The 24,468-nt window shown below is 69.0% G+C and carries 20 protein-coding genes; 9 read left to right on the forward strand and 11 right to left on the reverse strand.

All coding sequences use genetic code 11. The features are described from left to right. The first annotated feature begins 205 nt into the window (after nucleotides 1-205). Together E3T37_RS11535 and E3T37_RS11540 are read left to right on the forward strand one after the other, a co-directional pair. Nucleotides 206-1,072, forward strand: coding sequence for an alpha/beta fold hydrolase (locus E3T37_RS11535; protein ID WP_134366932.1), 867 nt, complete (start codon nucleotides 206-208; stop codon nucleotides 1,070-1,072). 35 nt (nucleotides 1,073-1,107) lie between these two features. Next, nucleotides 1,108-2,157: a biotin/lipoate A/B protein ligase family protein gene (locus E3T37_RS11540; RefSeq protein WP_134366934.1), complete on the forward strand. Its 1,050-nt coding sequence runs from the start codon at nucleotides 1,108-1,110 to the stop codon at nucleotides 2,155-2,157. A gap of 31 nt (nucleotides 2,158-2,188) precedes the next feature. Here the strand turns inward: E3T37_RS11540 and E3T37_RS11545 are convergent, their stop codons facing one another. After that, nucleotides 2,189-2,509, reverse strand: coding sequence for a GNAT family N-acetyltransferase (locus E3T37_RS11545; protein ID WP_134366936.1), 321 nt, complete (start codon nucleotides 2,507-2,509; stop codon nucleotides 2,189-2,191). 34 nt (nucleotides 2,510-2,543) lie between these two features. Between E3T37_RS11545 and E3T37_RS11550 the strand changes: the two genes are divergently transcribed. Next, complete coding sequence (locus E3T37_RS11550) at nucleotides 2,544-3,482, forward strand: site-specific DNA-methyltransferase (RefSeq protein ID WP_134366938.1); 939 nt, start codon at nucleotides 2,544-2,546, stop codon at nucleotides 3,480-3,482. Continuing rightward, entirely contained in the window at nucleotides 3,479-4,405 is a 927-nt protein-coding gene (locus E3T37_RS11555; RefSeq protein ID WP_134366940.1) for an LLM class F420-dependent oxidoreductase, read from the forward strand. The genes E3T37_RS11550 and E3T37_RS11555 overlap by 4 nt, the downstream gene beginning before the upstream one ends. A 134-nt stretch (nucleotides 4,406-4,539) precedes the next feature. On the opposite strand, the gene E3T37_RS11560 is transcribed toward E3T37_RS11555, so the two are convergent. From E3T37_RS11560 to E3T37_RS11600, 8 genes are all read right to left on the reverse strand, one after another. Then, nucleotides 4,540-5,598: a LacI family DNA-binding transcriptional regulator gene (locus E3T37_RS11560; protein ID WP_134366942.1), complete on the reverse strand. Its 1,059-nt coding sequence runs from the start codon at nucleotides 5,596-5,598 to the stop codon at nucleotides 4,540-4,542. A 38-nt stretch (nucleotides 5,599-5,636) separates the two neighbouring features. After that, complete coding sequence (locus E3T37_RS11565) at nucleotides 5,637-7,052, reverse strand: GH1 family beta-glucosidase (RefSeq protein WP_166787213.1); 1,416 nt, start codon at nucleotides 7,050-7,052, stop codon at nucleotides 5,637-5,639. A 41-nt stretch (nucleotides 7,053-7,093) separates the two neighbouring features. Further along, nucleotides 7,094-7,936 (reverse strand): carbohydrate ABC transporter permease, encoded by an 843-nt coding sequence (locus E3T37_RS11570; RefSeq protein ID WP_134366946.1) that lies wholly within the window; start codon nucleotides 7,934-7,936, stop codon nucleotides 7,094-7,096. Then, a complete protein-coding gene (locus E3T37_RS11575; RefSeq protein WP_134366948.1) occupies nucleotides 7,933-8,922 on the reverse strand; it encodes a carbohydrate ABC transporter permease in 990 nt (329 codons plus the stop codon). The genes E3T37_RS11570 and E3T37_RS11575 overlap by 4 nt, the downstream gene beginning before the upstream one ends. A gap of 16 nt (nucleotides 8,923-8,938) precedes the next feature. After that, nucleotides 8,939-10,009, reverse strand: a complete 1,071-nt coding sequence (locus E3T37_RS11580) for an ABC transporter substrate-binding protein (protein WP_370292469.1) — start codon at nucleotides 10,007-10,009, stop codon at nucleotides 8,939-8,941. A gap of 209 nt (nucleotides 10,010-10,218) precedes the next feature. Continuing rightward, nucleotides 10,219-10,899 (reverse strand): NAD(P)H-binding protein, encoded by a 681-nt coding sequence (locus E3T37_RS11585; RefSeq protein ID WP_134366950.1) that lies wholly within the window; start codon nucleotides 10,897-10,899, stop codon nucleotides 10,219-10,221. 1,286 nt (nucleotides 10,900-12,185) lie between these two features. After that, nucleotides 12,186-14,465, reverse strand: a complete 2,280-nt coding sequence (locus tag E3T37_RS16895; RefSeq protein ID WP_166806099.1) for a hypothetical protein — start codon at nucleotides 14,463-14,465, stop codon at nucleotides 12,186-12,188. A 248-nt stretch (nucleotides 14,466-14,713) separates the two neighbouring features. Continuing rightward, entirely contained in the window at nucleotides 14,714-16,492 is a 1,779-nt protein-coding gene (locus E3T37_RS11600) for an MDR family MFS transporter (protein ID WP_241978582.1), read from the reverse strand. Between the two features lie 153 nt (nucleotides 16,493-16,645). On the opposite strand from E3T37_RS11600, the gene E3T37_RS11605 reads away from it, so the two are divergent. Continuing rightward, entirely contained in the window at nucleotides 16,646-17,518 is an 873-nt protein-coding gene (locus E3T37_RS11605) for a M15 family metallopeptidase (protein WP_241978581.1), read from the forward strand. Between the two features lie 372 nt (nucleotides 17,519-17,890). Continuing rightward, a complete protein-coding gene (locus tag E3T37_RS11610; protein WP_134366956.1) occupies nucleotides 17,891-18,598 on the forward strand; it encodes an amidase domain-containing protein in 708 nt (235 codons plus the stop codon). A gap of 113 nt (nucleotides 18,599-18,711) precedes the next feature. On the opposite strand, the gene pgm is transcribed toward E3T37_RS11610, so the two are convergent. Continuing rightward, the gene (gene pgm / locus E3T37_RS11615; RefSeq protein ID WP_134366957.1) at nucleotides 18,712-20,328 is read right to left on the reverse strand and encodes a phosphoglucomutase (alpha-D-glucose-1,6-bisphosphate-dependent); all 1,617 of its coding nucleotides are present in this window, start codon (nucleotides 20,326-20,328) and stop codon (nucleotides 18,712-18,714) included. Between the two features lie 36 nt (nucleotides 20,329-20,364). Here pgm and pheA point away from each other — a divergent pair, with 36 nt between their 5' ends. Then, entirely contained in the window at nucleotides 20,365-21,363 is a 999-nt protein-coding gene (pheA, locus tag E3T37_RS11620; protein WP_134366959.1) for a prephenate dehydratase, read from the forward strand. Here pheA and E3T37_RS11625 read toward each other — a convergent pair. Continuing rightward, nucleotides 21,309-22,304, reverse strand: a complete 996-nt coding sequence (locus tag E3T37_RS11625) for a diacylglycerol kinase family protein (protein WP_134366961.1) — start codon at nucleotides 22,302-22,304, stop codon at nucleotides 21,309-21,311. The genes pheA and E3T37_RS11625 overlap by 55 nt on opposite strands. A gap of 49 nt (nucleotides 22,305-22,353) precedes the next feature. On the opposite strand from E3T37_RS11625, the gene serS reads away from it, so the two are divergent. Together serS and E3T37_RS11635 are read left to right on the forward strand one after the other, a co-directional pair. Continuing rightward, nucleotides 22,354-23,625 (forward strand): serine--tRNA ligase, encoded by a 1,272-nt coding sequence (gene serS / locus E3T37_RS11630; protein ID WP_134366963.1) that lies wholly within the window; start codon nucleotides 22,354-22,356, stop codon nucleotides 23,623-23,625. Then, nucleotides 23,622-24,431, forward strand: a complete 810-nt coding sequence (locus tag E3T37_RS11635) for an HAD family hydrolase (RefSeq protein ID WP_134366965.1) — start codon at nucleotides 23,622-23,624, stop codon at nucleotides 24,429-24,431. Before serS ends, E3T37_RS11635 begins: the two co-directional genes overlap by 4 nt. Nucleotides 24,432-24,468: the final 37 nt, after the last annotated feature.

A 24,468-nucleotide genomic window follows, 5' to 3' on the forward strand; every position in this document is an offset into this window, starting at 1 on the left:
GCGCAGCGGGCGCGGGCGCAGCGGGCGCGGGCGTCGCGGGCGTCGCGGGCGCAACCAGCGCGGTCGCGGTTGATGTCGGCAAAGATTCCATAGCTACCCACTCTAACCACTTAGCCTTGCTAAGTATTCCCAGCTTAGTTCAGGGCCGGCGGAAGATGATCAGGAATCAGCAGATGCGCAGGGAGACTCCTGTCAGACTGACCCCGTGCCTACCTACACGGATGACTTCGGCGTCTCGATCACCTACTTCGTCTGGGCCGTCGACCGGCCCCGGGCCGTCGTGCAGCTCGCCCACGGGGTCGGTGAGCACGCCCAGCGCTACACGGAGCTCGCCGCCCGGTTGAACGCGGTCGGGTACACCGTCTACGCCGACGACCACCGCGGCCATGGCCAGACGGGGGTGCACCAGCACGGCGGCGACCTGTCCCGGCTCGGACGCCTGGGCCCGGGCGGGCTTCGGGCGACCGTCGCCGGCGTGCACCAGTTCAGTGGGATCATCCGCGCCGCCCACCCCGAGCTGCCCCTCGTGCTGCTCGGGCACAGCTGGGGGTCGTTCATGGCGCAGATGATCGTGAACGAGCACGCCGCCGACTACGACGCCGTCGTGCTCAGCGGCACCGCCTACCGGATGCCGGGCTACCTGGACGGCGGCGACCTGAACCGCCGGCACAAGAAACTGGGCACCACCGGGGTCGAGTGGCTCAGCCGCGACCCGCTGGTCGCCGAGGCCTTCCTTGCCGACCCGCTCACCACCAACACCCCGCTGGCGAAGCTGTTCGGGCTGCGCGACGCGGCCCGGCTGTTCGGCCGCCCGGCGAGGCAGCTGCCGGAAGACCTGCCGATGCTCATCCTGGTCGGCGGCGACGACACCGTCGGCGGCGAACGCAGCGCTCGCATGCTCGTGAAGGCCTACTCCGGGCGGTCGGGGCTGCGGGACATCCGTCTCATCGTCTACCCCGGCGCCCGGCACGAGATCTTCAACGAGACGAACCGGGACGAGGTCGTCGCCGACCTGGTCGGCTGGTTGAACGAACGGCTGCCCCTGCCCCGGGGCGCGGGCGGCGTTGATTAGGCGGATTGATTAGGTGGATTGATTAGGCTGGGCTCATGCACGGTGAATACAAGGTCCCAGGCGGCAAGCTCGTCGTCGTCGATCTCGACGTCGTCGAGAACACGATCGTCAACTTCCGGCTGGCCGGTGATTTCTTCCTCGAGCCCGACAGTGCGCTCGGCGACATCAACGCGGCGGTGAACGGCCTCGCCGCCGACAGCGACGCGGTCAGCATCGCCGCCGCCGTGCGCGCCGCCCTCCCGGCGCAGGCCACCCTGCTCGGCTTCTCGCCGGAGTCGGTGGCGGTGGCGATCCGCCGCTCCCTGGCCCAGGCCAGCGGCTGGCGGGACTACGAGTGGCAGCTGATCCACTCCAAGGCCGTCGCGCCGGTGATGCAGATGGCCCTCGACGAGGTGCTCGCGATCGAGGTCGGCGAGGGCCGGCGCAGCCCCACCCTCCGGATCTGGGAATGGACCGAGCCCGCCGTGGTGATCGGCAGCTTCCAGTCGCTGAAGAACGAGGTCGACCCGGTCCAGGCCACCAAGCACGGTTTCACCGTCGTGCGACGGATCAGCGGCGGCGGCGCCATGTTCATGGAGGCCGGATCGGTGATCACCTACTCGATCTACGCGCCCACCGACCTGGTCCAGGGCATGACCTTCGCCGACTCCTACGCCTTCCTCGACGAGTGGGTGCTCACGGCGCTCCAGTCGCTCGGCATCGACGCGTACTACCAGCCGCTCAACGACATCACGAGCCCGAAGGGCAAGATCGGCGGGGCGGCGCAGAAACGCCTCGGCAGCGGCGCCGTGCTGCACCACGTCACCATGAGCTACGACATGGACGGCGAGAAGATGGTGCAGGTGCTGCGGATCGGCCGCGAGAAGCTCAGCGACAAGGGCATCACGAGCGCCGCCAAGCGGGTCGACCCGCTGCGCAGCCAGACCGGCCTCACCCGGGACGAGATCATCGATCGCATGAAGGAGACCTTCACCGGACTCTACGGCGCGGTGTCCGGGGACATCACCGAGGCGGAATACGCCCGGGCGAGGGAACTCGTGGAGACGAAGTTCGGCACCGAGGAATGGATCGGGCGCGTTCCCTAGGCCGGAGCCGCGGAAGCCGGAGCCGAGCCGGCTACCGGCCCCGCGTGAGCAGGTCCTGGTATTCGGCGTGCTTGTCGATCCAGCGCACGACGTAGGGGCAGACCGGCACGACGGTGAGCTCGGTGCGCGTGCGCACGTCGTCGAGCGCCTGTTCGACCAGGCGGCTCGCCAGATTCTCGCCGCGCCGGGCCGGGTCCACCTCGACGTGGGTGAACAGCACGTCGGGGCCCGTCACGGTGTAGTCGGCGAATCCGACGGTCTCCTCGTTGATGCGGAGCGAGTACCGGGACTGGGCCGGCTCGTGGCGGAACTCAACCCGGGTCGATTCGGTGGCCGTTGCGTCTGAAGTCATGTCCCAAGCCTAAGCCGCCTGACAGAATGAATGAATGCCAACCGCGTGGTCCCCGTCCTCCGCCAGCCGTGTCGTCCACGCGAACAACCTCGACGTTCTGCCGCGACTGCCCGACGAGGCCTTCACGCTCATCTACCTGGACCCGCCCTTCAACACGGGGCGCAAACAGAACCGGCAGAGCACGACCTCGGTGCGGTCGAGCGTCGCGGCGACGTCCGTGGCCCTCGGCGCGCGCGCGGCGGGCACCATCACCGGGTTCAAGGGGCAGCTCTACGAGCGCATCAAGGGTGACCTGCTCGGTTACGACGACCAGTTCGAGGACTACTGGGCCTTCCTCGAGCCGCGCCTGATCGAGGCCTGGCGCCTGCTTGCCGACGACGGCACGCTCTACCTGCACCTGGACTACCGGGAGGCGCACTACGCGAAGGTGCTGCTCGACGCGCTCTTCGGGCGGGACTGCTTCCTGAACGAGCTGATCTGGGCGTACGACTACGGCGCCAAGTCCAAGAACCGCTGGCCGACCAAGCACGACACGATCCTGGTCTACGTGAAGAATCCGGCGCGATACTACTTCGACTCCACCACGGTCGACCGTGAGCCGTACATGGCGCCCGGGCTGGTCACCCCGGAGAAGGTCGCGAAGGGCAAGCTGCCGACGGATGTCTGGTGGCACACGATCGTGTCGCCCACCGGCAAGGAGAAGACCGGGTATCCCACCCAGAAGCCCGTCGGCATCCTGCGGCGCATGATCCAGGCTTCCAGCCGCGAGGGGGACTGGGTGCTCGACTTCTTCGCCGGCAGCGGCACGACCGGCGCGGTCGCCGCGGCGCTCGGCCGCCGGTTCGTGCTCGTCGACCAGAACCCCGAGTCGATCCAGGTCATGCGCACCCGGTTCGCCCTGCTGCCGGAGGTGGAGTTCCTGCCTGACGGGGATTTCGCGGCTGACGGGGCCGAGACAAGACTGGGAGCATGAGACTCCGCATTTTCACCGAACCGCAGCAGGGCGCCTCCTACGACGACATCCTCGCCATCGCGCAGGCCGCGGAGAGCCTCGGCTTCGACGCGTTCTTCCGCTCCGACCACTATCTGGCGATGGGCGACACGGCCCCCGTTCTGCCCGGCCCGACGGATGCCTGGACCACCCTGGCCGGACTCGCCCGCGAGACGCAGCGCATCCGCCTGGGCACCCTGGTCTCCTCGGTGACCTACCGGCCGCCGGGGATCCTCGCCATCCAGGTGGCGCAGGTCGACCAGATGTCCGGCGGCCGGGTCGAACTGGGGCTCGGCACCGGCTGGTTCGAGCAGGAGCACCTCGCCTACGGCATCCCCTTCCCGGCCAGACGGTTTGGCATGCTGGAGGAACAGCTGGAGATCGTCACCGGGCTCTGGTCGACCCCCGTCGGCGGCAGCTACAGCTTCACCGGCGAGCACTACACCCTCGTCGACTCGCCCGCCCTGCCCAAGCCCGTTCAGGAGCGCATCCCCGTGATCGTCGGCGGCGGCGGCGCGAAGCGCACCCCCGCGATGGCGGCCCGTTTCGCCACCGAGTTCAACCTGCCGTTCCCCGAGTTCACGGATGTCCCCGGCAAGTTCGCCGGGGTGCGCGCGGCATGCGCGGCCATCGGCCGCGACCCCCGGGAGCTGGTCTACTCGGCCGCCCTGATCGCCGTCGCCGGCCGGGACGAGGCCGAGTTCGCGCGCCGGGCCGCGGCCGTGGGCCGTGAACCGGCCGAGCTCCGGGAGCACGGCGTGGCCGGCACCGCCTCCGAGGTCGTCGACCGGCTCGGGTTGCTCGCCGAGGACGGCGTCGAGTGCGTCTACCTGCAGATCATGGACCTGTCCGACCTCGAGCACCTGGACTTCATCGCCCGCGAGGTCATGCCCCAGCTCGTCTGACGCACCCTCGCCTGACGCCCCGCGCCCCGCGCCCCGCGCCGCCCGTGCCCGCGAAAGTGCCCGTTCCGGTCGAGAGTGCCCGCTCGAGCGGGCACTCTCGACCGGAACGGGCACAGTGGGCGGACCTGAGTGGATCAGGCGGACTCGCGCAGCACCAGTCGGGTCGGCATGATGGTGCGGTGCGGCACGCTCTCGTCGTCGTCGTCGTCGTCGTCGTCGTCGTCGTCGTCGGCGAGGCGGCGCAGCAGGACGTCCGCCATCGCGAAACCCATCTCTTCAGACGGCTGGCTCACCGTGGTGAGCGGGACGGAGCCGCGCGTCGCCGCCGGGCTGTCGTCGAAGCCGACCACGGCCACGTCGCCGGGCACCGATCGGCCGTGCTCCCGCAGCACGTCCAGGGCGCCGGTGCCCATCAGGTCGCTCGCCACGAAGAGCCCGTCGATGTCGGGGCACCGTTCCAGGAGGCGACGGGTGGCCGCCGCGCCGCCCTGGACCGTGAAGTCGCCGTGCTCGACCGCATCCGTCGGGATCCCGGCCCGCTCGAGAGCACGCAGGAAACCGGTGAGCCGGTCGATGCCGGCCGGCATGTCGGCCGACCCGGTGACCGTGCCGATCCGGCGGCGGCCGAGGTCGACCAGGCGCTGGGTGCCGAGGTCCGCGCCGGCCGCGTTGTCGACGTCGACGAAGTACGCCTCCAGGTTGTCCGCGTTCGCCGGCCGGCCACCGAACACGACCGGCATCGTGGTCTCCAGTTCGGCCACGAAATCGTCGCCCGTGTGGTGCGAGATGATCAGGGCGCCGTCGACGTTGCCCGAGCGCAGATACCGCAGGGTCTTGTGCTGCGGGTCGCTCGACGCGACCAGCAGGTTGAGCGTGAAGTCACTCTGGTCGAGCCGGCGGGTGATGCCCTGCACGACCGCCGCGAAGTACGGGTCCCCGAAGAACCGCGTCATGTCCTCGGGCACGACCAGGGCCAGCGCCTGGGTCTGGCGGCTGGCGAGGGAGCGGGCCGCCCGGTTCGGAACGTAGTTGAGTTCCTCGACCGCCGTCGTGACCGCGGCGACGATCTCCGGGCCCACCCTGGTCGACCCGTTCACGACCCGGCTCACCGTGGCGCGGGAGACCCCGGCCACCTCCGCGACCATTTCCAGGGTGGGCTGCGGGGGACGCGTCTGGCGCACACTGGTTGTCATGGCGTCAGTCTATTCGCGCACCCCTCGCCGGCCCCGCCTCAGGAGAGCGCGCGGTCGCGGATGATCTCCGCGTAGGCGAGTCCACTGTCCTTCACGGTGCGTTTCTGCGTCTCGTAGTCGACCCGAACGATTCCGAAGCGCTTATCGTAGCCCCAGGCCCACTCGTAGTTGTCCATCAGCGACCAGTAGAAGTAGCCCTTGACACCGACCCCCTCATCGATGGCGTCGAGCACGGCGCCGAGGTGAGCCTTCAGAAACTCCGTGCGCCGGGGATCCGGCACGCTGCCGTCTGCGGCGACGACGTCGTCGAAGGCCGCGCCGTTCTCGGTCACGTAGAGGCTGGTGCCGGCCGGTGCGGCGTACTCGGTGTTCACGTGCACGAGCAGTTCGCGCAGGCCGTCGGGCTGCACTTCCCACTCCATCGCGGTCAGCGGCAGTCCCTGCGGGTGGTTGAAGACGCCGTCGGCGGCGGGGAACGCCGACCGGGTCGGTCGGCTCGTCGGGGCCTGGGCGAGCAACGGATGTTCGGCCGGGCGATCGCTGACCAGCTCGCCGTGGTAATAGTTCACGCCGAGGGTGTCGATCGGCTGGCTGATCTGGGCCAGGTCGCCGGCCTGGATGAAATCGGTCAGGCCGAACTGGGCGACGTCCTGGAGAACGTCCTCCGGGTAGGAGCCGCGGAAGATCGGGTCGAGGAACACCCGGTTGAACTGCCCGTCGATCCGGCGCGCCGCGTCGACATCGCCGGCGCGGGTGGGGTCGGCCGGCTTGGCGACGGTGAGGTTGAGCGTGATGCCGAGCTCGAGCTTCGGGTCGCGGTCGCGGAGCGCTTCGATGGTGAGGCCGTGGCCCAGCAGGAGGTGGTGGGCCGCGGCGAGGCCGTCGCGGGGACTCTGCCGGCCCGGGGCGTGCACACCTCCGGTGTAGCTGAGGAAGGAGGAGCACCACGGCTCGTTGAGGGTGGTCCACACGCCCACGCGGTCGCCGAGGGCGTCGTGCACGTTGAGGGCGTAGTCCCGGAACAGGGCGGCGGTGTCGCGGTTGGCCCAGCCGCCCTTCTCCTCGAGCGCCTGCGGCAGGTCCCAGTGGTAGAGGGTCAGCCACGGCTTGATCCCGGCGCCGAGCAGCTCGTCGACCAGGCGGGAGTAGAAATCGATCCCCTTCGGGTTGACCGGGCCGCCGTCGGGCTGCACGCGTGACCAGGAGGTGGAGAACCGGTAGGTCTGCAGTCCCAGGTCCTTCATCATCGCGACGTCGTCCCGGTAGCGGTGGTAGTGGTCGCAGGCCACATCGCCGTTTTCCGCGCCGAGCACGGCGCCGGGGACACGGCTGAACGCGTCCCAGATCGAGTCCGTGCGGCCGTCTTCGTGGGCGGCGCCCTCGATCTGGTACGCGGCCGTCGCCGCTCCGAAGAGGAACTCTGGCGGGAAGGAGCGTGCATCCGTTGTGGTCATAGCCTTATTCTCGGTCACGATCGGTGGCTGTTGGAGCATGGTCATCCCTTGACCGCCCCCTGCATGATGCCGGCGACGAGCTGTTTGCCCAGGAAGATGAAGACCAGGATTAGCGGGATGATCGACAAGACGACGCGGGCGAGCATGAGCGAGTAGTCCACGTAGAAGGCGGCCTGCAGCTGCTGTAGCGCCACGGGCAGCGTCGGGTTGCCCGGGCCCAGCACGATGAACGGCCAGAAGAAGTTCGTCCAGGTGCCGATGAACGTGAACAGGGCCAGCATGGCGGCGGCCGGGCGTGCGGCCGGGAGGCCGATGTGCCAGAAGCTGCGGATCATGGAGGCGCCGTCCATCCGCACGGCCTCGATCAGTTCGTCGGGCAGGGCGTCACGCAGGTACTGGGTCATCCAGAACACGCCGAACGCGGTGACCATCCCGGGCGCGATGACGGCCCAGAGGCTGCCGGTCCAGCCCAGCCGGGACATCACGATGAACAGGGGCACGATGCCCAGCTGCGTGGGAACGGCCATGGTCGCGATCACGAAGATGAGCAGCCCTTCCCGGCCGCGGAACTTGAGCTTGGCGAACGCGTAGCCGGCCAGCGTGGAGAACATGACGACGCTGATCGTCACCACGGAGGACACGATGATGCTGTTGCCGAGGGCGGTCCAGAACGGGATGCTGTCGATGACGGTCAGGGCGTTGGCGATGAAGTTGCCGCCGGGCAGCCACATCATGCCGTTCTGGTTCAGGGCGGAGGCGTCCTGGCTGCCGATCAGGAACGACCACCAGATCGGGAAGGCGGAACCGAGGAGAACGGCGATCAGGATGCCGTAGACCCAGATCGAGGGGCGACGGTCGTGGCCGCCGATGATGGTCTTGCTCATTTCATGCCTTTCGCGCGTGCGCGCGGCTTGCGGACAGCGGTGCCCGCGATGCGCCGGGTGATGAGGAAGTTGGCCACGGCGATCACGATGATGATCAGGAAGAGCAGCCAGGCCACGGCGGATGCCCGACCGAAGTTGCGCTGGTTCCAGCCGAGTTCGTAGATGTACAGGGTGAGCGTCTGCCACTGGCGACTGGCCCCGCCCTGGCCCACATTGTCGAACATGCGCGCCTCGTCGAAGATCTGCAGCCCGCCGATCGTGGAGGTCAGGATGACGAAGATGATGATCGGGCGCAGCAGCGGCAGGGTGATCGACAAGAAGGTGGGCCAGCGGTTGGCGCCGTCGATGATGGCGGCCTCGTAGAAGTCGCGCGGCACGGCCTGCATGGCGGCCAGGAAGATGAGGGCGTTGTAGCCGGTCCAGCGGAAGTTCACCATCGTGGCGATGGCGATGTGGCTGGGGATCACGTCGACGTGCCAGCGGATGGGCTCGAGCCCGAGGCTCATGATCCCGCTGTTGATGAGGCCGAACTTGTCACCGAAGAGGTCGTTGAAGATCAGCGCGACCGCGACCGGGGCCACGACGTAGGGCAGGAGCACGCCCATGCGCCAGAAGGTCTTGCCGCGCAGGTTGAAGTCGAGCACGGCGGCGATGCCGAGCGCGACCAGCACCTGGGGAATGCTCGAGAGCAGAAAGATGCTGAACGTGTTGCGGAGGGAGTTCCAGAAGTACCCCTGGCTCAGCACGGTGACGAAGTTCTCCAGGCCGACGAAGTCGCCCTGGCCGCCGATCAGGTTCCAGTCGTGCACCGACACCCACGCCGTGTAGAGCAGCGGGAAGAGGCCCATGACCCCGAAGACGAGGAAGAAGGGGGAGATGTAGAGGTTGGGCGAGAAGCGCACATCCCACCGGCTCAGTTTGTGGCTGAGGGCGATGCGGCGGATGCTGCGGGCGTTCACCTCGATGGCGACGGCGGGGGTAGTCATGAACAGTCCTTGCTAGTCAGTGGTCGAGCTTGTCGAGACCCGGTGGCCCTGCCGGCCCTGCCGGCCCTGCCGGCCCTGCCGGCCCTGCCGGCCCTGCCGGTCGAGACCGGGGGCCGGGCCTGTCGAGAACTGATCTCGGCAGGCCCGGCCGGCGGATTGTGCTGGTTAGCCGAGCGCCTTGACGTCGGTGACCCACTGTGCCCACGACTCGTCGGCGGTCATCGTGCCGTCTTCGACCCGGGTGAGCGCCTGCTGCATGGCGTCGTTGATGGCGAAGTAGGACTCGCCCTTGAAAGGCGTCACCGTTGCCGGAGATCACGCCGAGCATCCAGCCCGGGCAGAGCATCGTGGCGAAGCCGTTGTTCTGGAAGCTGGCGGTCCAGTCGTCGCTCCACTGACCGAGATGTGCGGACTGCGTGCTGCTGGCCTTGAGGACGCTGGTGTAGGCCGCCTTCACCTCCGGGTTCTCGGTGGCGATGATGGAGCCGTCTTTTTTCTCATACGGGTTGGGGATCTGGTTGATGACGCCCTGCCCGGTGGCTCCGGCCGAGTCGAACCACGGCACGTTCGTGCCGGCAGCGGCGAACTTGTCGCCGGCTGCGTAGTAGCTGTCCCAGCTGTCGCCGAGGAGCGCGGCGACCTCGGCGCGGTCGGTCGGGAAACCGGCGGCGGCGAACAGGTCGGAGCGGTAGCAGACGGCCTCCGGGCCGATGTCGGTTCCGTACGCGATCAGGCGACCGTCGGCATCCGTGGCGGCCTTGGTCTTCCAGTCCAGCCAGCGGTCCTTGACCTCGTCGCTGGTGAGGTCGACGAACTGGTCGGAGTACTGGAGCAGTTCGGGCAGCCAGTCGACCTCGATGGCCTCGACGTCGCTCAGGCCGCTGCCTGCGGCGAGGCGGGTGGTGAGGTTGTCGCGGGCCTCATTGGTGGTGGCGGCCTTCTTGTGCGTGATCGTGACGGTCGGATTCGCTTTTTCGTACTCGGCGAACAGGTCCTCGTAGCCGAATTCGTTGAACGTGGCGACGGTCAGTTTGACGTTCTTGTCGTTCGACTGCTCTGCGCCGGTGCCGGCTGAACAGCCGGACATGACCAGTGCGAAGGATGCTGCGCCGGCGACTGTAACTGCAAGTGAGCTGCGCGGAAAACGCTTCAGGGTCACTCCCTTGTGTGCGTGCTGATGGATGGATGCGAGTTCGCTCTCAGCTGTGCTTTAAGAGCGCTCTCACGAATTGTCGGAGGCAACAAAAAGCCCCTGCAGTCCGGATGCCGGGCTTCAGGGGCGCGTGCGGCTCCGGGTCAGGCGAAGGTCGCCACGGCGTCGGCCACCGGCACGGCGCCGTTCAGCAGGTGCAGCGTCTCGCGCTCGCCGTCTCCGGTGCGGATCAGCTCCGCCAGCACGGCGGCGACGTCGCCCCGGGGGACCGTGCCGCGCGGTTCGGTGAAGCCCTGCCCGGTGCGGGCGAGGTGGACCAGGCCGGTGCCGGCGTCATCCGTCAGCCCGCCGGGGCGGACGATGGTCCAGGAGAGGGTGCGGCGCGTCAGGTCCTCCTCGGCGGCCAGCTTGGCCTGGAGGTAGGAGAGGAAGTCTGCCGGCACCTCGGCGGGCCGGGCGCCGTTCCGCACCGAATCCACGCCGGTCGAGGAAATCTGCACGATCCGGGCAACGCCGGCGGCCTCGGCCGCGTCGGCCAGGAGCACGGATCCACCCAGGTCGACGGCCTTCCGGCGCTCGTCGCTGCCGCCCGCTCCGGCGCCCGCCGCGAAGACCGCCACGTCGGCGCCGGTCAGGTAATGAGCGACGTCGGCAGCCGAGGACCGCTCGAGGTCGATCACGACCGGGACGGCCCCGTCGGCGACCAGATCTGCCCGGTACTCATCCTTCCGGATCAGCCCGACGACCTCGTGGCCGCCCTTCGCGAGCTCCCGAGTCAGCTGACGAGCGATTTTTCCGTGTCCACCTGCAATGACAATGCGCATCTTCAAGACAACGGAACAGCCGCCCTGATCATTCCCGCGGCACGGTCACCGTGAGTGAGCGCACCAGACCCTCCCGGCGGAAAATGCCGGCGCTGAGGTCCGCGCCCAGCACGCCGTCGGCCCCGACCACCCGCGTGTCGTCGTCCAGGTGCGCGATCACCTCGAGCGGCCCGCACCGGCGCACCAGTACCGGCACCTGGCAGAACGTGAACGCGAACGCGTCCGCGGGCAGCTCGATCGTGCACGGGCGGCCGAGGACATCCCGGTAGTCGAACGTGCCGGTCTCGGTCGTCCACTCGTCGGCCCGGAGCAGGGTGGGCCGCAGGCGGATACGACCGTCCTCGACCCGCAGACCCAGCTCGCCGAGGCGGGTGAGCACCTCTTCTTTGACCTGCCCGGTCATCCCCGGCTGCCGGGCCCCCTGGCCCGCCGGGGTGTGCAAGTACGGGTCGGTCGGGAACGCGCCGTAGGTCGCCGGGTCCTTGCAGTAGCCGAGGCCCGCCCGCACGTCCTCGTAGCCCTCGGCCAGGCCACGGATCGTGGCGTCGTCCGCCCCCTCGGCAACCGCGCGCTCGAGCGTCTCCTGCACCGCGAGCAGCAGCTTCGACACCATGTGCCAGTAGATGCTGCCGAGCCCCTCGTAGGCGAAGAAGCTGCCCGAGCGCCCCGTGAACTCCGCGTGCCGGAACACCTCCTCGAAGATCGAGAGCAGCTCGGCGCGGCCCCGCTCGACGCCGGGGCGCAGCTCCGGGTCCAGGCTGAGCCGGTCCAATTCCCGGGCCACGCCCCCGGCGTTTCGGATGCCCGCGGCGAAGTGCAGGTCACCCTGCAGGTCACGCACGAGGATACTGTGGTCCCCGGCCCGGACGAGCTCGCCGACCAGGGGGCAGGCGTCGGCCCGCTCGGCGCTGAACGTGTTGCGCGCGAGGAAGGAGGGCAGGTCCTTGTCCGGATACAGGATGTAGCTGTGCTGGTCGGCCCGATAGAGCCGGCTCGTGCGGAGAGCCCCGAGCGGGGCCAGCGACTCCTCCGCTCCGAGCATCCCGGAGGAGAGGATGGCCACCTGGCCCTCCAGCATCTCCGCCAGCCGCCGCACCTCGGCGCCGTCGGCGCTGAGGTCCAGCACGTTGTACGAGTGAACGAGGCCGTCGCTGCGCCGGTTGGCCCGAAGGCCGGATTCGACGAAGAGCCGGGCCAGGTCGAGCAGCGCGGTGACGTCGCCCGCGGCGACCGTCCACAAGTCGCCGCCGAACCCGGCGTACACCCGCTCGCGGTAGGCGGTGCCGTCAACGCCCAAGCCGTCCATGACGGCCTGGCGGCGTTCGGGGCCGAACCCGCCGGCCAGGGCATCCGTGTGCCGGAGGAGTACGTCGCTCACCGCGGTCAGCAGTGCGGCGAGTTCGCTGCTCAGCTCCACGTCGACGGTCAGGAGGCCCTGCAGGAGGACCAGGTAGCGGCGGAGGTAGGCGAGGGTGACGACCGACAGGCCCCGGCCCCCCAGGGCGTTGTTGGCGTCGTTCCACTCCGGGCGCTGGGTGGTCATCCAGATGCCGCCGTCGGGCACCAGGTTGACCAGCTTCGCAAGCAGGAGCAGCAGCAGTTTCTCGGCCAGGGTGACCCGCACCAGGTCGCCGTCGGCGCCGTGCACGAGCCGGCCGTCCGCGCCCTCGGCGGCGACCCGCTCGAGGATCAGGCCGTGCCGCTCGTGATCGAAGGTGATGGTTTTGTACGGGTCCGTGAGGATGTCCGCATACGGCGCGATCCGGTACGGCACGTCCGCATGGGTGAAGGCCCGCCGGTTGACGAGCGGGTCGAGGCGCCCGGGGGTGGAAGCGCCGGGAGGTTTCGAGCAGCTTGAGCAGGTAGACGATCTGGTGGTCGCTCCAGTAGCCGATGTTGGACCACGGGTCCTCGGGCTCGGGAACCTCCCAGTCGATCCCGGCCCGGGAGATCCGGTACGGGTTGTAGCCGTCGGCGGTCGTCGCGTCGAGAAAAATGGTGACCATCGACTCGGCGTACTCGGCGTACTCGGGGAAGGACCAGGCCAGCGCCTCCCAGTTCTGGAAGATGTCGCGCCAGTTGCCCTGGTATTCCAGGCGGCGGGCACCGGACTCGTCGGTCAGGGCGATCCGGAACTGGTTCCAGGGCCGGCTCGAGTCTCCGTGTCGTCGGCTGAACGTGAGCGGCAGGTACTCCATGCAGAGGCGCCACAGGTCGACGTCGCCGGTTTCCTCCGCGACCTGGATGAGCTCGTCGGCCCGCAGGCGCTCCGGCAGCGCCGCCAGCACCTGGGCCCAGCGACTGGCGGATGCCCGGCTCCGCTCCGCGATGAACTCCCGCACATCGTGCGCCTCGACCGTGTAGCCCTCGGCCGGGACGCCGCCGCGCATCGTGTTGAAGAGCACGTTGGCGGTGTGGTGGATCGTCGCGAGTTCGTCGCCGGTGTGCTGGGCGGCGTCGGTGGCCGCGAGGATGCCCTCCAGGTCCGACCGGGTGCGCACGACGTCCGCCGCCAGCTCCGCGGCGAGGGCGTCCGGGTCGCGGAGCCGTTCGCGCAGGCCGACCACGTCCGCCGCGTCCTGGTCGACGTCGGCGACGACCTGCCAGCGCCGTTCGGCCCCGGCCGGCAGGGTCATCCGGGCGTGGACCAGGTAGGCGCCGCGCCGGCCGCGGACATCCGTCTCGCCGGCGATGCCCCGGCCCCGGGCGAATGCGGGGACCTGGTTGACCGAGAGCAGGTGCTCCTCCGCGCCCAGCCCGATCTGCCAGGCGACGTTGGCCTGCAGGGACTCGCTGGGTTCCGCGAGGTCGGTGAGGGTCGCGTTGAGCGTCAGCAGCCCGAGGCCCGTCCCGGGGTCGAGTTCGGACCGTTTGTAGGCGTCGAGGAGCACGCTCAGTTCGTTCTGCGTCTTCACCCCCGCGCCGGCGGGGAGGATGTTCACCAGGCCGTCGATCAGGTCGACCTCGCGCGGCTCGTCGTCGGAGAGGAAGGTCAGGGCGCAGCTGCGCACGACGCCGAACCGGGCGCTGGTCTGCCAGGTCACGCGCAGGCGCAGGGCCAGGTCCGGACGCGACTCCTCGAACACCAGGGTCGTCCCGAGGCTGTCCTTGTAGAGCGTGCGGGCCGCGGCGGGGTCGCCGGGGCGCAACTCAGCGAACGGCTGCCAGTGGGCCATCGTCCCGTCGGGGAGCCGCACGCGAAGCACGCTCAGCCCGCCCGTTCGGTCGACGCTCTCGGTGATTTTGTCCTCCGTGTAGTACGGGAAGAGGGCGTGCTCGGCATCCACCCGGCCCGCCGTCAGCCCGCCGGTGCTGGAGATGAAGAGCCAGACGTCGCTGTCCCCGACGAGGGTCATGAAGAACGGCGGCATCTGGTCGTAGGCCGTGATCCGGTAGAACCGGCGGCCATCCAGGTCGAACGGAGCGCCGGTGACGGTGCCGTCGGTGCTGTCGGCGTCGGTGCCGGGGTGGTCGGTGCCGGGGTGGTCGCCGTGGTCGGCGCCCTCGGTGTCGCGGGGCGCGGTCGCGTCCCAGTCGGCCTGCGGGGCCAGGGTCTCGAGGGGCATGCGAACCTCCGGTGGAGTCAACCCGGCGGATGCTCCGGCCGGTGAGGCCTCCATCCTCTCCCTCATGAGAGCGCTCTCACGACTCCCGCCGTCCAGTAGTTTCCGCGGCACTGTGCCGCCCCTGCCGTCTGGCCCCGACCAAACCCCCGGCGCCCCGAGCGAATTCGACGGAGATTCTGCTGAAAACAGGCGTTTTTGGCCCGAAACGGCCCTGTGGGAGCAAAATCTCCGTCGAATTGGTGAGGACGCTAGCGGGGCTTCGGGCGCGACTCTCGCTCGAACTCGTCGACGTCGATCCCGGGCTCGACGAGGGCGCCCATCGTGTCGGCGGCGCGCTGGGCATCGCGGGTCAGTTCGGCGAGTTCCGCCAGTTCGGCGGCATTCTCGTCCGCTGCCTCCTGCAGGGCCGACGACGTGCGCAGCGGCGGAGCCTTGAGGAAGAAGCTGAGCACGAAAGCGGTCAGCACCACCGCCAGGCTCACCCAGAAGACCGTGACGGCGGCGTCGTTGAACCCGACCAGGAACGGCTCCGCGAGCCGCGGGTCGGCCGTGTTCAGGAACGAGGTGTCGCCGTCGAGTGCGCCGCCGACGCCGCCCGGGTTGCCCAGAAGCTTCAGGATGCCGGCGTTCGCCGGGTCGGCCTGCACAGCGGGGTCCGTCGCCGCGGCCTTGACCCCGGCGACCAGGGTCGGGTTGCCGAACGCCGCACCGAGCGTGTCGGGGATCCGCGTGAACAGTACGGAGAACAGCACGGCGGTGCCGAGCGTGCCACCGATCTGGCGGAAGAAGGTCGAGGCCGAGGTGGCCACGCCGATGTCCCGCGGGCCGACCGAGTTCTGGCTGGCGATCGTGAGCGTCTGCATCAGCTGGCCGAGGCCCAGTCCGATCAGGAGCATCCCGGCCATCATGAACACCACCGGCTTGTCGGCGGTGGCGAACGTGAAGAGCAGGAAACCGGCCGACATGAAGGCGGTGCCGATCGTGGGGAACATCTTGTAGCGCCCGGTGCGGGCGATCAGCTGGCCGCTGACGATGGAGGAGATCATCAGCCCGGCGATCATCGGCAGCATCAGGAAGCCGCTCTCCGTGGGAGTGGCCCCGTTGACGAGCTGCAGGTACAGCGGCACGGTCATCATCGCGCCGAACATGCCGAACCCGACGAAGACGCCGAGCACGGTGGCCATCGAGAAGGTCGCGGACTTGAACAGCTTCAGCGGGATGAGCGCGTCGTCGCCCATCATCCGTTCGGCCAGGATGAAGGCCGCGATGCTGAGCGTGCCGATCACATAACAGGCGATCGAGGCGGGCGAGCCCCAGCCCCAGGTGCGGCCCTGCTCGGCCACGAGCAGCAGGGGAGCGGCCGCGAGGATCACGGTCACCGCGCCCCACCAGTCGATGCGCACGGGGCGCGCGAAGTGGGGGACGTGCAGGAACTTGAGCACGATGAAGAGGGCGATGACGCCGATCGGGAGGTTGATCAGGAAGACCCAGCGCCAGCCGGTGATGCCGAGGATGGTCTCCGAGCCCGACAGGACGCCGCCGATGAGTGGGCCGATCACGCTGGAGACACCGAAGACGGCCAGGAAGTAGCCCTGGTATTTTGCGCGCTCGCGGGGAGCGAGCATGTCGCCCATGATCGTGAGCGGGAGGGCCATCAGGCCACCGGCGCCGAGGCCCTGGATGGCGCGGAAGACGGCGAGTTCGTACATCGAGTTCGCCATGCCGGCCAGCAGCGAGCCGATCAGGAAGATCGTGATCGCGATCAGGAACAGCGGGCGGCGGCCGAAAATGTCGCTGAGTTTGCCGTAGATCGGCGTGCTGATGCAGGACACAATGAGGTACGCGGTCGTCACCCAGGCCTGGAGTGCCATGCCGTCGAGGTCGTCGGCGATGGTGCGCATCGACGTTCCCACGATGGTCTGGTCGAGGGCGGAGAGGAACATCCCGGCCATCAGGCCGAAGATGACGAAGAGGATCTGCCGGTGAGACATCAGTGGCGGGGCAACGGGAGCGGGAGGAGTTTGCATCGTGTGCAAAGTTACATCATGAGCAAACAATCTTCAACCGGCTTCGGGCCTGTCGGAGACGCCCCTTCACCGCACGGGTCTAGGATCGCAATCGTGGTGGGAGACGTGCGTCCGGGGGCGGTGCATCCGTTTCGACGGAGGCGCATTGCTGCGGTGACCGCCGTTGTCGCCGTGCTCGCCGCGGGCGCCCTGGCTGCCGGGGCCGTCTCCGGCCGGGGACCGGCCCTCGAACCGAGCGCGCACGCCGTCCCGACGTCCTCACCGACCTCCGCATCGAGCTCCTCGCGCTCGCCGAGCGGGACTCCCGCACCGACCCCGACGCTCCCCACGTTCCCGAGCGCGAGCCCGAACGCCGCGAGCCCGAACCCCGCCCGCCCGGCCCCGTCCGGCTCACCTGACCCCACCGCGGCGCCCTCCTTCGACCGGTCCGCGCACTCCATCGATGACCCGAACAGCCTGTGGGTCGTCGTGGACAAGACCCGGCCGCTTCACCCGGCCGATTACGCCCCGACGGACCTCGTGGACGTGCCGGTGCCCCATGTCTGGGCACCGAAGCTGCGCCGGGAGGCCTCGGATGCCGTTGTCGCCCTGTTCGGGGCTTTCACGGCGGAGACCGGGCTGCAGCTTCAGTCGCAGAGCTCCTACCGGAGCTACAGCACCCAGGTCGACGTCTACAACCAGGACGTGGCCTCGAACGGCCAGGCCGTCGCCGACACGAGTACGGCGCGGCCGGGAACCAGCGAACACCAGACCGGCCTGACCATCGACATCAGCGCACTGCCCGGGATTTGTTCTCTGGAGGCCTGCTTCGGCGACACCCCGCACGGCACGTGGCTCGCGGGCAACGCGTGGCGATTCGGGTTCCTGCTGCGCTACCCGGCGGACAAGGTCCCGGTGACCGGTTACGGCTACGAGCCCTGGCACTTCCGTTACATCGGCGTCGAACTGGCGACTGAGATGCACGACCGCGGGGTGACCACGCTGGAGGAGCTCTTCGGCCTGCCCGCGGCGCCCGGCTACAACTGATCAGCCGCCATGCAGGGGTTTCGGAGCCTTTGCACAGTTTTCTGACAGGTGAGGCGCGTGCTTCACCGCGCGGGTCGACCGGCCGGAAATCGTGACCCGGGTAGAGCGCAGAAGCGCCGGGATTGTGCCGGGATTCACACCTTCCATGCCGGTCAGGCCGCGAATACGCACGTCAAGCCGGTCGACGAGGCACTGGCCCACGCCGAAGTCCCGTCTACGACCGGAGCGCATCGCCTGCCTCTCGGAGCATGGAGGCGCGCGCAGTCCGGGCCCGCGCCGGCTGCGGCCGCGCCGAGACTCGAATACTCTGATTAGCCAGGACCCCCCGGAAAAGGGGTGCCCCCAACGAACGAATAGAGGATAGCTGTGGTGTTGACCCGACGCTTTCGCATCGGCGTAGTCGTGCTCGTGGTCGTCGGCCTTGTCGCCGGCACGGCGGCACTGGCGGCGATGGGATCCGCGGACCCTTCGGCTTCCTCGTCGACGGGTGATCCGGGCAAGGCCGTTGCAGCGCCCACCGAGGCGGCGGCCACAAGCGCGCCGCGCGCCGTGCCGGCGGACGGTGGAGACCCGGTGGCCGTGGATGTCCCGGCCACGGTCAGCACCGGCGCCCAGGCCCAGGTGGCCTACATGCTCGCCCACTGGACGAACTACAACACCGCGGACTACGGGGTCATCAGCGACAACGACTGCGTCAACTTCACCAGCCAGTCCCTGATCGAGCGCGGCTGGGAGATGGACGACGAGTGGTACTCAGACGGAAAGGGCTCATCCTTCACGCACTCGTCGCCGTGGATCAGCTCCACGGCCTTCCGCAATTACCTGGCGGAGTCCGGGCGGGCAACCGCGCTCACGGATGACCAGCGAGACCTGGTCAAGATCGGTGACGTCGCGCAGTTCGACTGGGACAACTCCGGCGACCGGGACCACACCGGAGTCGTCACCCGGATCGAGGGCTCGGGCGAGGACATCGAGATCTTCTACGCGGGCCACACCGACGACACCGACTTCCGCTCGGTGGACTACGCGATCACCGTGAAGCATCCCGGTGCCACCGCGTACTACTGGAGCATCCCCTAGGCCCGACCGCTGAGTCGGCTGCCGGAGTCGACTGCCGATTCGACAACGGCTCACGCTGGTCCTTCGCCGTTCCGCGGGTGGCGCGCCACCCGCGGAACGGCGCTACAGGCGCGCTACGCGATCGCGGCGTCGACGATGGCCTTGGCCTCGATCTGCACCTGCTTGAGGTGCTCCGGGCCCTTGAAGGACTCGGCATAGATCTTGTAGACGTCTTCGGTGCCGCTCGGACGGGCCGCGAACCAGGCGTTCTCGGTGACGACCTTGACGCCGCCGATGGCCGCCCCGTTCCCGGGAGCGTGGCTGAGCTTCGCGATGATCTTCTCGCCGGCGACTTCGGCGGCGGTGATCGCCTCGCCGTCGAGCTTGCCGAGCTGGGCCTTCTGGGCCGGCGTGGCCGCGGCATCCACTCGGGCGTAGGCCGGGTCACCGAAGTGCGCGGTGAGCTCGGCGTAGCGCTGGCTCGGGGTCTTGCCGGTCACCGCGAGGATCTCCGCGGCGAGCAGGGCGAGCAGGATGCCGTCCTTGTCGGTAGTCCAGACGGTTCCGTCGAAGCGCACGAAGCTGGCGCCCGCGCTCTCCTCGCCGCCGAACGCGACCGACCCGTCGATCAGGCCCGGAACGAACCACTTGAAGCCGACCGGCACCTCCCAGAGGTCGCGGCCCAGGAACCCGGCGACGCGATCGATCATGGTCGACGACACGAGGGTCTTGCCGATGGCGGCGTCCGTACGCCAGCCATCTCGGTGGCTGTACAGGTAGTCGATGGCCACCGCGAGGAAGTGGTTCGGGTTCATCAGCCCGTCGTCCGGGGTGACGATCCCGTGGCGGTCGGCGTCCGCGTCGTTGCCGGTGACGATGTCGTACTCGTCCTTGTGCGCGGCGACGGAGGCCATGACCGACTGGCTCGACGGGTCCATCCGGATCTTTTCGTCCCAGTCCAGGGTCATGAACCGCCAGGTCGGATCCACGTGCGGGTTGATCACGGTGAGGTTGAGCTCGTAGCGGTCGCGGATGGCGCCCCAGTAGCCCACGCTCGCCCCGCCGAGCGGGTCGGCGCCGATGCGGATCCCGCTGGCCTTGATCGCGGCCATGTCGATGATGTTCTCGAGGTCGTTCACGTAGGCGCTGCGGAAGTCGTAGGTCTCGACCGCGCTCGGCTCGCTCATCTGCACATCGCCGAGTTCGTCCAGGATGATCTCGTTCGCGCGGTTGGCGATCCACGAGGTGGCGTCGCTGTCGGCCGGTCCGCCGTGCGGCGGGTTGTACTTGAAGCCGCCGTCGGACGGCGGGTTGTGGCTGGGGGTGACCACGATGCCGTCGGCCTCGTCGCTGTTGCCGGCCCGGTTGTAGGCGAGGATCGCGTGCGAGAGTGCCGGGGTGGGCAGGTAGTCATCGAATTCGTCGACGAGCACGCGCACTCCGTTGGCCACCAGCACCTCGAGCGCCGTCGTGTAGGCCGGGGCGCTGAGCGCGTGCGGGTCGGCGCCGATGAAGAGCGGCCCGGTGATGCCCTGCAGCGCGCGGTATTCCACGATCGCCTGGGTGGTCGCGATGATGTGGTCTTCGTTGAAGGCCGTGTTCAGCGAACTGCCTCGGTGACCGGAGGTGCCGAACGCCACCCGCTGGGCGGGCACCGTGACATCCGGTTTCAGGTCGTAGTACGCCTTCACCAGTGCATCGACGTCGATCAGATCAGATTCCTGGGCCGGGGTTCCCGCTCGTTGGTTCATGGTCCCCAGTCTTGCACTGCAAGTAGGCTGTGAGCCATGTCCGAGACGCGCAATGTCAGCTACAGCTTCCTCGGGCCCACGGGCACCTTCACCGAGGCGGCCCTGGCTCAGGTGACCGCGGCCCGCGGTCAGACCTGGCGGGCCGTGAACAATGTCGGTGAAGCGCTCGCCGACGTCGTCTCCGGCCGCAGCGTGGCTGCGATGATCGCGATCGAGAACTCGGTCGAGGGCGGCGTGTCCGCCACGCAGGACGCCCTCGCGAGCGTGCCCGACCTGCGCATCATCGGTGAGTACCTGGTTCCGGTCAACTTCGTCCTGGTGGCGCGTCCCGGGACGACGCTCGACGACGTGCAGGTCGTCAACGCGCATCCGGTGGCCTACGCCCAGTGTCACACCTGGCTAGAGACGAACCTGCCGCACCACGGCCACATTCCGGCCTCCAGCAACGTGGCGGCCGCCTCGGCCCTGCTCATAAGCGACCAGGCGGATGCCGCCATCGCCCCGCCCGGCATCGAGAAGCACCATGACGTCGTGGTCCTGGCCGCGGGCATCGGCGACAACCCGAACGCGGTGACGCGGTTCGTGCTGGTCAGCCGAACCACCGCGCTGCCGCCCCGCACGGGCGCCGACAAGACGAGCCTGATCGTCGAACTGCCCGAAGACCGTTCCGGCGCCCTGCTCGAGATGCTCGAGCAGTTCGCCACCCGGGGCGTGAATCTAAGCCTGATCCAGTCGCGCCCGATCGGTGACGCCATGGGGCGTTACCGCTTCGTGATCGACGCCGACGGCCACATCCACGACGAACGTGTCGCCGACGCCCTGCTGGGGCTGCGCCGCTTCAGCCCGCAGGTGATCTTCCTCGGTTCGTATCCGCGCGCCGACAAGCAGCCGATCGAGTTCACGTCCCGCTACGACGACGACGTGTTCATCGGCGCCCGGGCCTGGCTGAGCGGGCTGCTCGGCCTGCCCGGCCGCGAGGCTCAGGAACCGGCGGGCAGCCGCACGATCAGGGATGCCGGGTCCGCGCGCAGGTAGACCGAGCGCACCGGGCCCAGGGACTCGCCGTCGATCTCGAAGTCCTGCGGCTGCTCCACCACGATGCGGATGTCGGCGCCGCGCAGCGTGGTCATCACCCGCTCCCGGTTCGATTCGGTGCGTTCGATGATCCGGCGTCCCACCGCCGACCGCCGCAGCACCCCGTTCTCCCAGGTCACCCGGCGCCAGATCGCCAGCCAGCCGAGCACGCCCTTGGGCTGCAGCACCGCGATGTCCAGGATGCCGTCGTCGATGCGCGCATCGGGCAGCAACTGCAGGTTCCCCGGCAGCAGGCCGCAGTTGGCGACCAGGATCATGCTGACGTGCGCCGGCCGATGCGGTCGCCCGTTCAGGCTGTACCGGATCCCGAACGGTTTGACCGTGGGCAGCACCCGCGCGACGGCATCCACGTAGGCCAGCCAGCCGACCTTCCGCTTCAAATCGGGCCGGGTGTTGGCGATCATCTGGGCGTCCAGGCCGAGCCCCGTCATCACGAGGAAGATGTGGTCGACCGTGACGCCGTCATCCGTTCTGACGGATGCCACGCCCACGTCGATGGGCTTGTCGACCCCGGTGAACGCGATGGCGGTGGCCTCGTCAAGACCGGACAGCGGCAGTCTCAGGTTGCGGGCCAGCAGGTTGCCGGTGCCCGACGGCACGATGGCGAGGGTCACCCGGGTGCCGCGCAGTGCCTCGGCGGCCGCTCGAACCGTGCCGTCGCCGCCGGCCACGAGCACCATGGAGGCTCCCTGCTCGATCGCCAGAAGGGCGGCCCCTCGGCCCGAATCCTCCGGGCTGGTCGGAAACCAGAGCGACCCCGCCCAGCCCGCGGTCGTTTCTGCCGCGGCCACGCTCGCCCGCAGCCGGTCCAGATTGACCTTGATCGGGTTGTAGACCACGGCAGCCTGTTGCACAAGAAGGGGCTGACCGGGAGTATCCACGGTGGCAAGGCTAGCGCGGCGGCCTGGTCAGCGCTTGTAGACTGGCCCCGTGATTGATCCTGTGCTGCTGCGAGAGAATCCCGACCTGATCAAGCGATCGCAGAAGGCGCGCGGTGCGTCGGTCGAGGCCGTCGACGACGCGCTCGCGTCCGACAGCGAACGCCGGGCCACGATCCAGGCGTTCGAGTCGCTCCGCGCCTCGCAGAACCAGTTCGGCAAGCAGGTCGCCGCCGCGCCCGCCGCCGAGAAGAAGGCCCTCGTCGCCCAGGCGCAGAGCCTGGCCGCCGAGGTGAAAGTCGCCGGGGTCGCCGCGTCCGCCGCCGAGGCCCGTTTCACCGCGGTCGTGCGCACCCTCGCGAACCCCATCATCGACGGCGTTCCGGCCGGCGGGGAAGAGAACTTCGTCACGCTCCGCACCCACGGGGACGTGCCCATCTTCGACTTCGAACCGCGCGACCACCTCGAGCTGGGCGAACTGCTCGGCGCCATCGACATGTCCCGCGGCGCCAAGGTGTCCGGGTCACGGTTCTACTTCCTGCGCGGCATCGGCGCCCGCCTCGAGATCGCCCTGATGAACATGGCGCTCGACCGGGCCCTCGCGGCCGGTTTCATCCCCCTGATCACCCCCAACCTGGTGCGGCCGGAGATCATGGACGGCACCGGCTTCCTCGGCGAGCACGCCGACGAGATCTACTACCTGCCGACGGATGAGCTGTACCTCACGGGCACGAGCGAGGTCGCGCTCGCCGGCTACCACTCCGAAGAGATCCTCGACCTGGCCGGTGAGCCCCTCCGCTACGCCGGCTGGTCCACCTGCTACCGCCGCGAGGCCGGCTCGGGCGGCAAGGACACCCGGGGGATCATCCGGGTGCACCAGTTCAACAAGCTGGAGATGTTCACCTACGTGCTGCCGGAGAACGCAGAAGCGGAGCACGACCGCCTCGTCGCGCTGCAGGAGGACATGCTCCAGTCCCTCGGCCTGAGCTACCGCGTCATCGACGTGGCGGCCGGCGACCTCGGCTCGAGTGCGGCCCGCAAGTTCGACATCGAGGCCTGGGTTCCCACCCAGAACGCGTACCGCGAACTGACCAGCACCAGCAACTGCACGACCTACCAGGCCCGCCGTCTGGACATCCGTTACCGCACGGAGTCGGGCAAGACCGCGCCCGTGGCCACCCTGAACGGCACCCTGGCGACCACCCGCTGGATCGTCGCCATTCTCGAGACGCACCAGCAGGCGGACGGTTCCGTCATCGTTCCGGAGGCGCTCCGGCCCTGGCTCGGCGGCCTCGACGTGATCCGGCCGGTCGGCGCCCCATGAGCCGGACGGACCTGCCCTGGCTGGTGGCGCTCGACATCGACGGCACCACCATGCACGAGGACGGAACCATCAGCGATGGCGTCCTCGAACAGGTGCAGCGTCTCGCCGCGGCCGGCCACGAGGTCATGCTGGCGACGGGCCGCTCGGCCGCGACCACGCTGCCCGTGCTCGACCGGCTCGAGATCACCCCGCGCTTCGTGGTCTGCTCGAACGGTGCGATCACCCTGCACCGCGACCCGGACGCCCCGACCGGATACCGGCGCGAATGGGTCGAAACCTTCGACCCAACCGATGTCCTCCTCTCCATCCGGTCGCACCTGACCGGCGCCCGGTACGCCGTCGAGGACGAGCACGGTTTCTATCGCTACACCGAGGCCTTCCCGGACGCCACGATCGGGCTCGACAGCGAACACGTCGATTTCGACGACCTGTTGCGCCAGGACGCGACCCGGGTCGTCGTCATCTCGCCGGGCCACGACATGGAGGATTTCCTCCAGGTCGTCGACCGGATGGGATTGAGCCGCGTCAGCTACGCGATCGGCTGGACCGCGTGGCTGGACATCGCCCCCGACGGGGTGAACAAGGCCACCGCCATGGAACGGGTGCGCGCCGAGGTCGGCATTCCGCGCAGCCGGGTGATGGCGGTCGGAGACGGGCGCAACGACATCGAACTGCTGGAATGGGCATCCGTTCACGGGCGAGGCGTGGCCATGGGCCAGGCGCCGCAGGAAGTGCTCACGGCGGCCGGCGAGATCACCGGCGCGGTGCAGGACGACGGGCTCGCCGTCATTCTCGGCAGCCTGTAGGTTCGCAGCAGTGTGTCGACGGATGCCGGAACGTGCC

Origin of the sequence: Cryobacterium sp. TMT2-10, from assembly GCF_004403075.1 — a bacterium.
GTDB lineage: Bacteria > Actinomycetota > Actinomycetes > Actinomycetales > Microbacteriaceae > Cryobacterium > Cryobacterium shii.

What these genes read in the sequence shown, in the direction of transcription:
- E3T37_RS11540 (WP_134366934.1), top strand. Translation starts at nt 1,108, where the DNA reads ATGCACGGTGAATACAAGGTCCCAGGCGGCAAGCTCGTCGTCGTCGAT.
- E3T37_RS11545 (WP_134366936.1), bottom strand. Translation starts at nt 2,509, where the DNA reads ATGACTTCAGACGCAACGGCCACCGAATCGACCCGGGTTGAGTTCCGC.
- E3T37_RS11550 (WP_134366938.1), top strand. Translation starts at nt 2,544, where the DNA reads ATGCCAACCGCGTGGTCCCCGTCCTCCGCCAGCCGTGTCGTCCACGCG.
- E3T37_RS11555 (WP_134366940.1), top strand. Translation starts at nt 3,479, where the DNA reads ATGAGACTCCGCATTTTCACCGAACCGCAGCAGGGCGCCTCCTACGAC.
- E3T37_RS11560 (WP_134366942.1), bottom strand. Translation starts at nt 5,598, where the DNA reads ATGACAACCAGTGTGCGCCAGACGCGTCCCCCGCAGCCCACCCTGGAA.
- E3T37_RS11565 (WP_166787213.1), bottom strand. Translation starts at nt 7,052, where the DNA reads ATGACCACAACGGATGCACGCTCCTTCCCGCCAGAGTTCCTCTTCGGA.
- E3T37_RS11570 (WP_134366946.1), bottom strand. Translation starts at nt 7,936, where the DNA reads ATGAGCAAGACCATCATCGGCGGCCACGACCGTCGCCCCTCGATCTGG.
- E3T37_RS11575 (WP_134366948.1), bottom strand. Translation starts at nt 8,922, where the DNA reads ATGACTACCCCCGCCGTCGCCATCGAGGTGAACGCCCGCAGCATCCGC.
- E3T37_RS11580 (WP_370292469.1), bottom strand. Translation starts at nt 10,009, where the DNA reads ATGTCCGGCTGTTCAGCCGGCACCGGCGCAGAGCAGTCGAACGACAAG.
- E3T37_RS11585 (WP_134366950.1), bottom strand. Translation starts at nt 10,899, where the DNA reads ATGCGCATTGTCATTGCAGGTGGACACGGAAAAATCGCTCGTCAGCTG.
- E3T37_RS16895 (WP_166806099.1), bottom strand. Translation starts at nt 14,465, where the DNA reads ATGCCCCTCGAGACCCTGGCCCCGCAGGCCGACTGGGACGCGACCGCG.
- E3T37_RS11600 (WP_241978582.1), bottom strand. Translation starts at nt 16,492, where the DNA reads ATGCAAACTCCTCCCGCTCCCGTTGCCCCGCCACTGATGTCTCACCGG.
- pgm (WP_134366957.1), bottom strand. Translation starts at nt 20,328, where the DNA reads ATGAACCAACGAGCGGGAACCCCGGCCCAGGAATCTGATCTGATCGAC.
- pheA (WP_134366959.1), top strand. Translation starts at nt 20,365, where the DNA reads ATGTCCGAGACGCGCAATGTCAGCTACAGCTTCCTCGGGCCCACGGGC.
- E3T37_RS11635 (WP_134366965.1), top strand. Translation starts at nt 23,622, where the DNA reads ATGAGCCGGACGGACCTGCCCTGGCTGGTGGCGCTCGACATCGACGGC.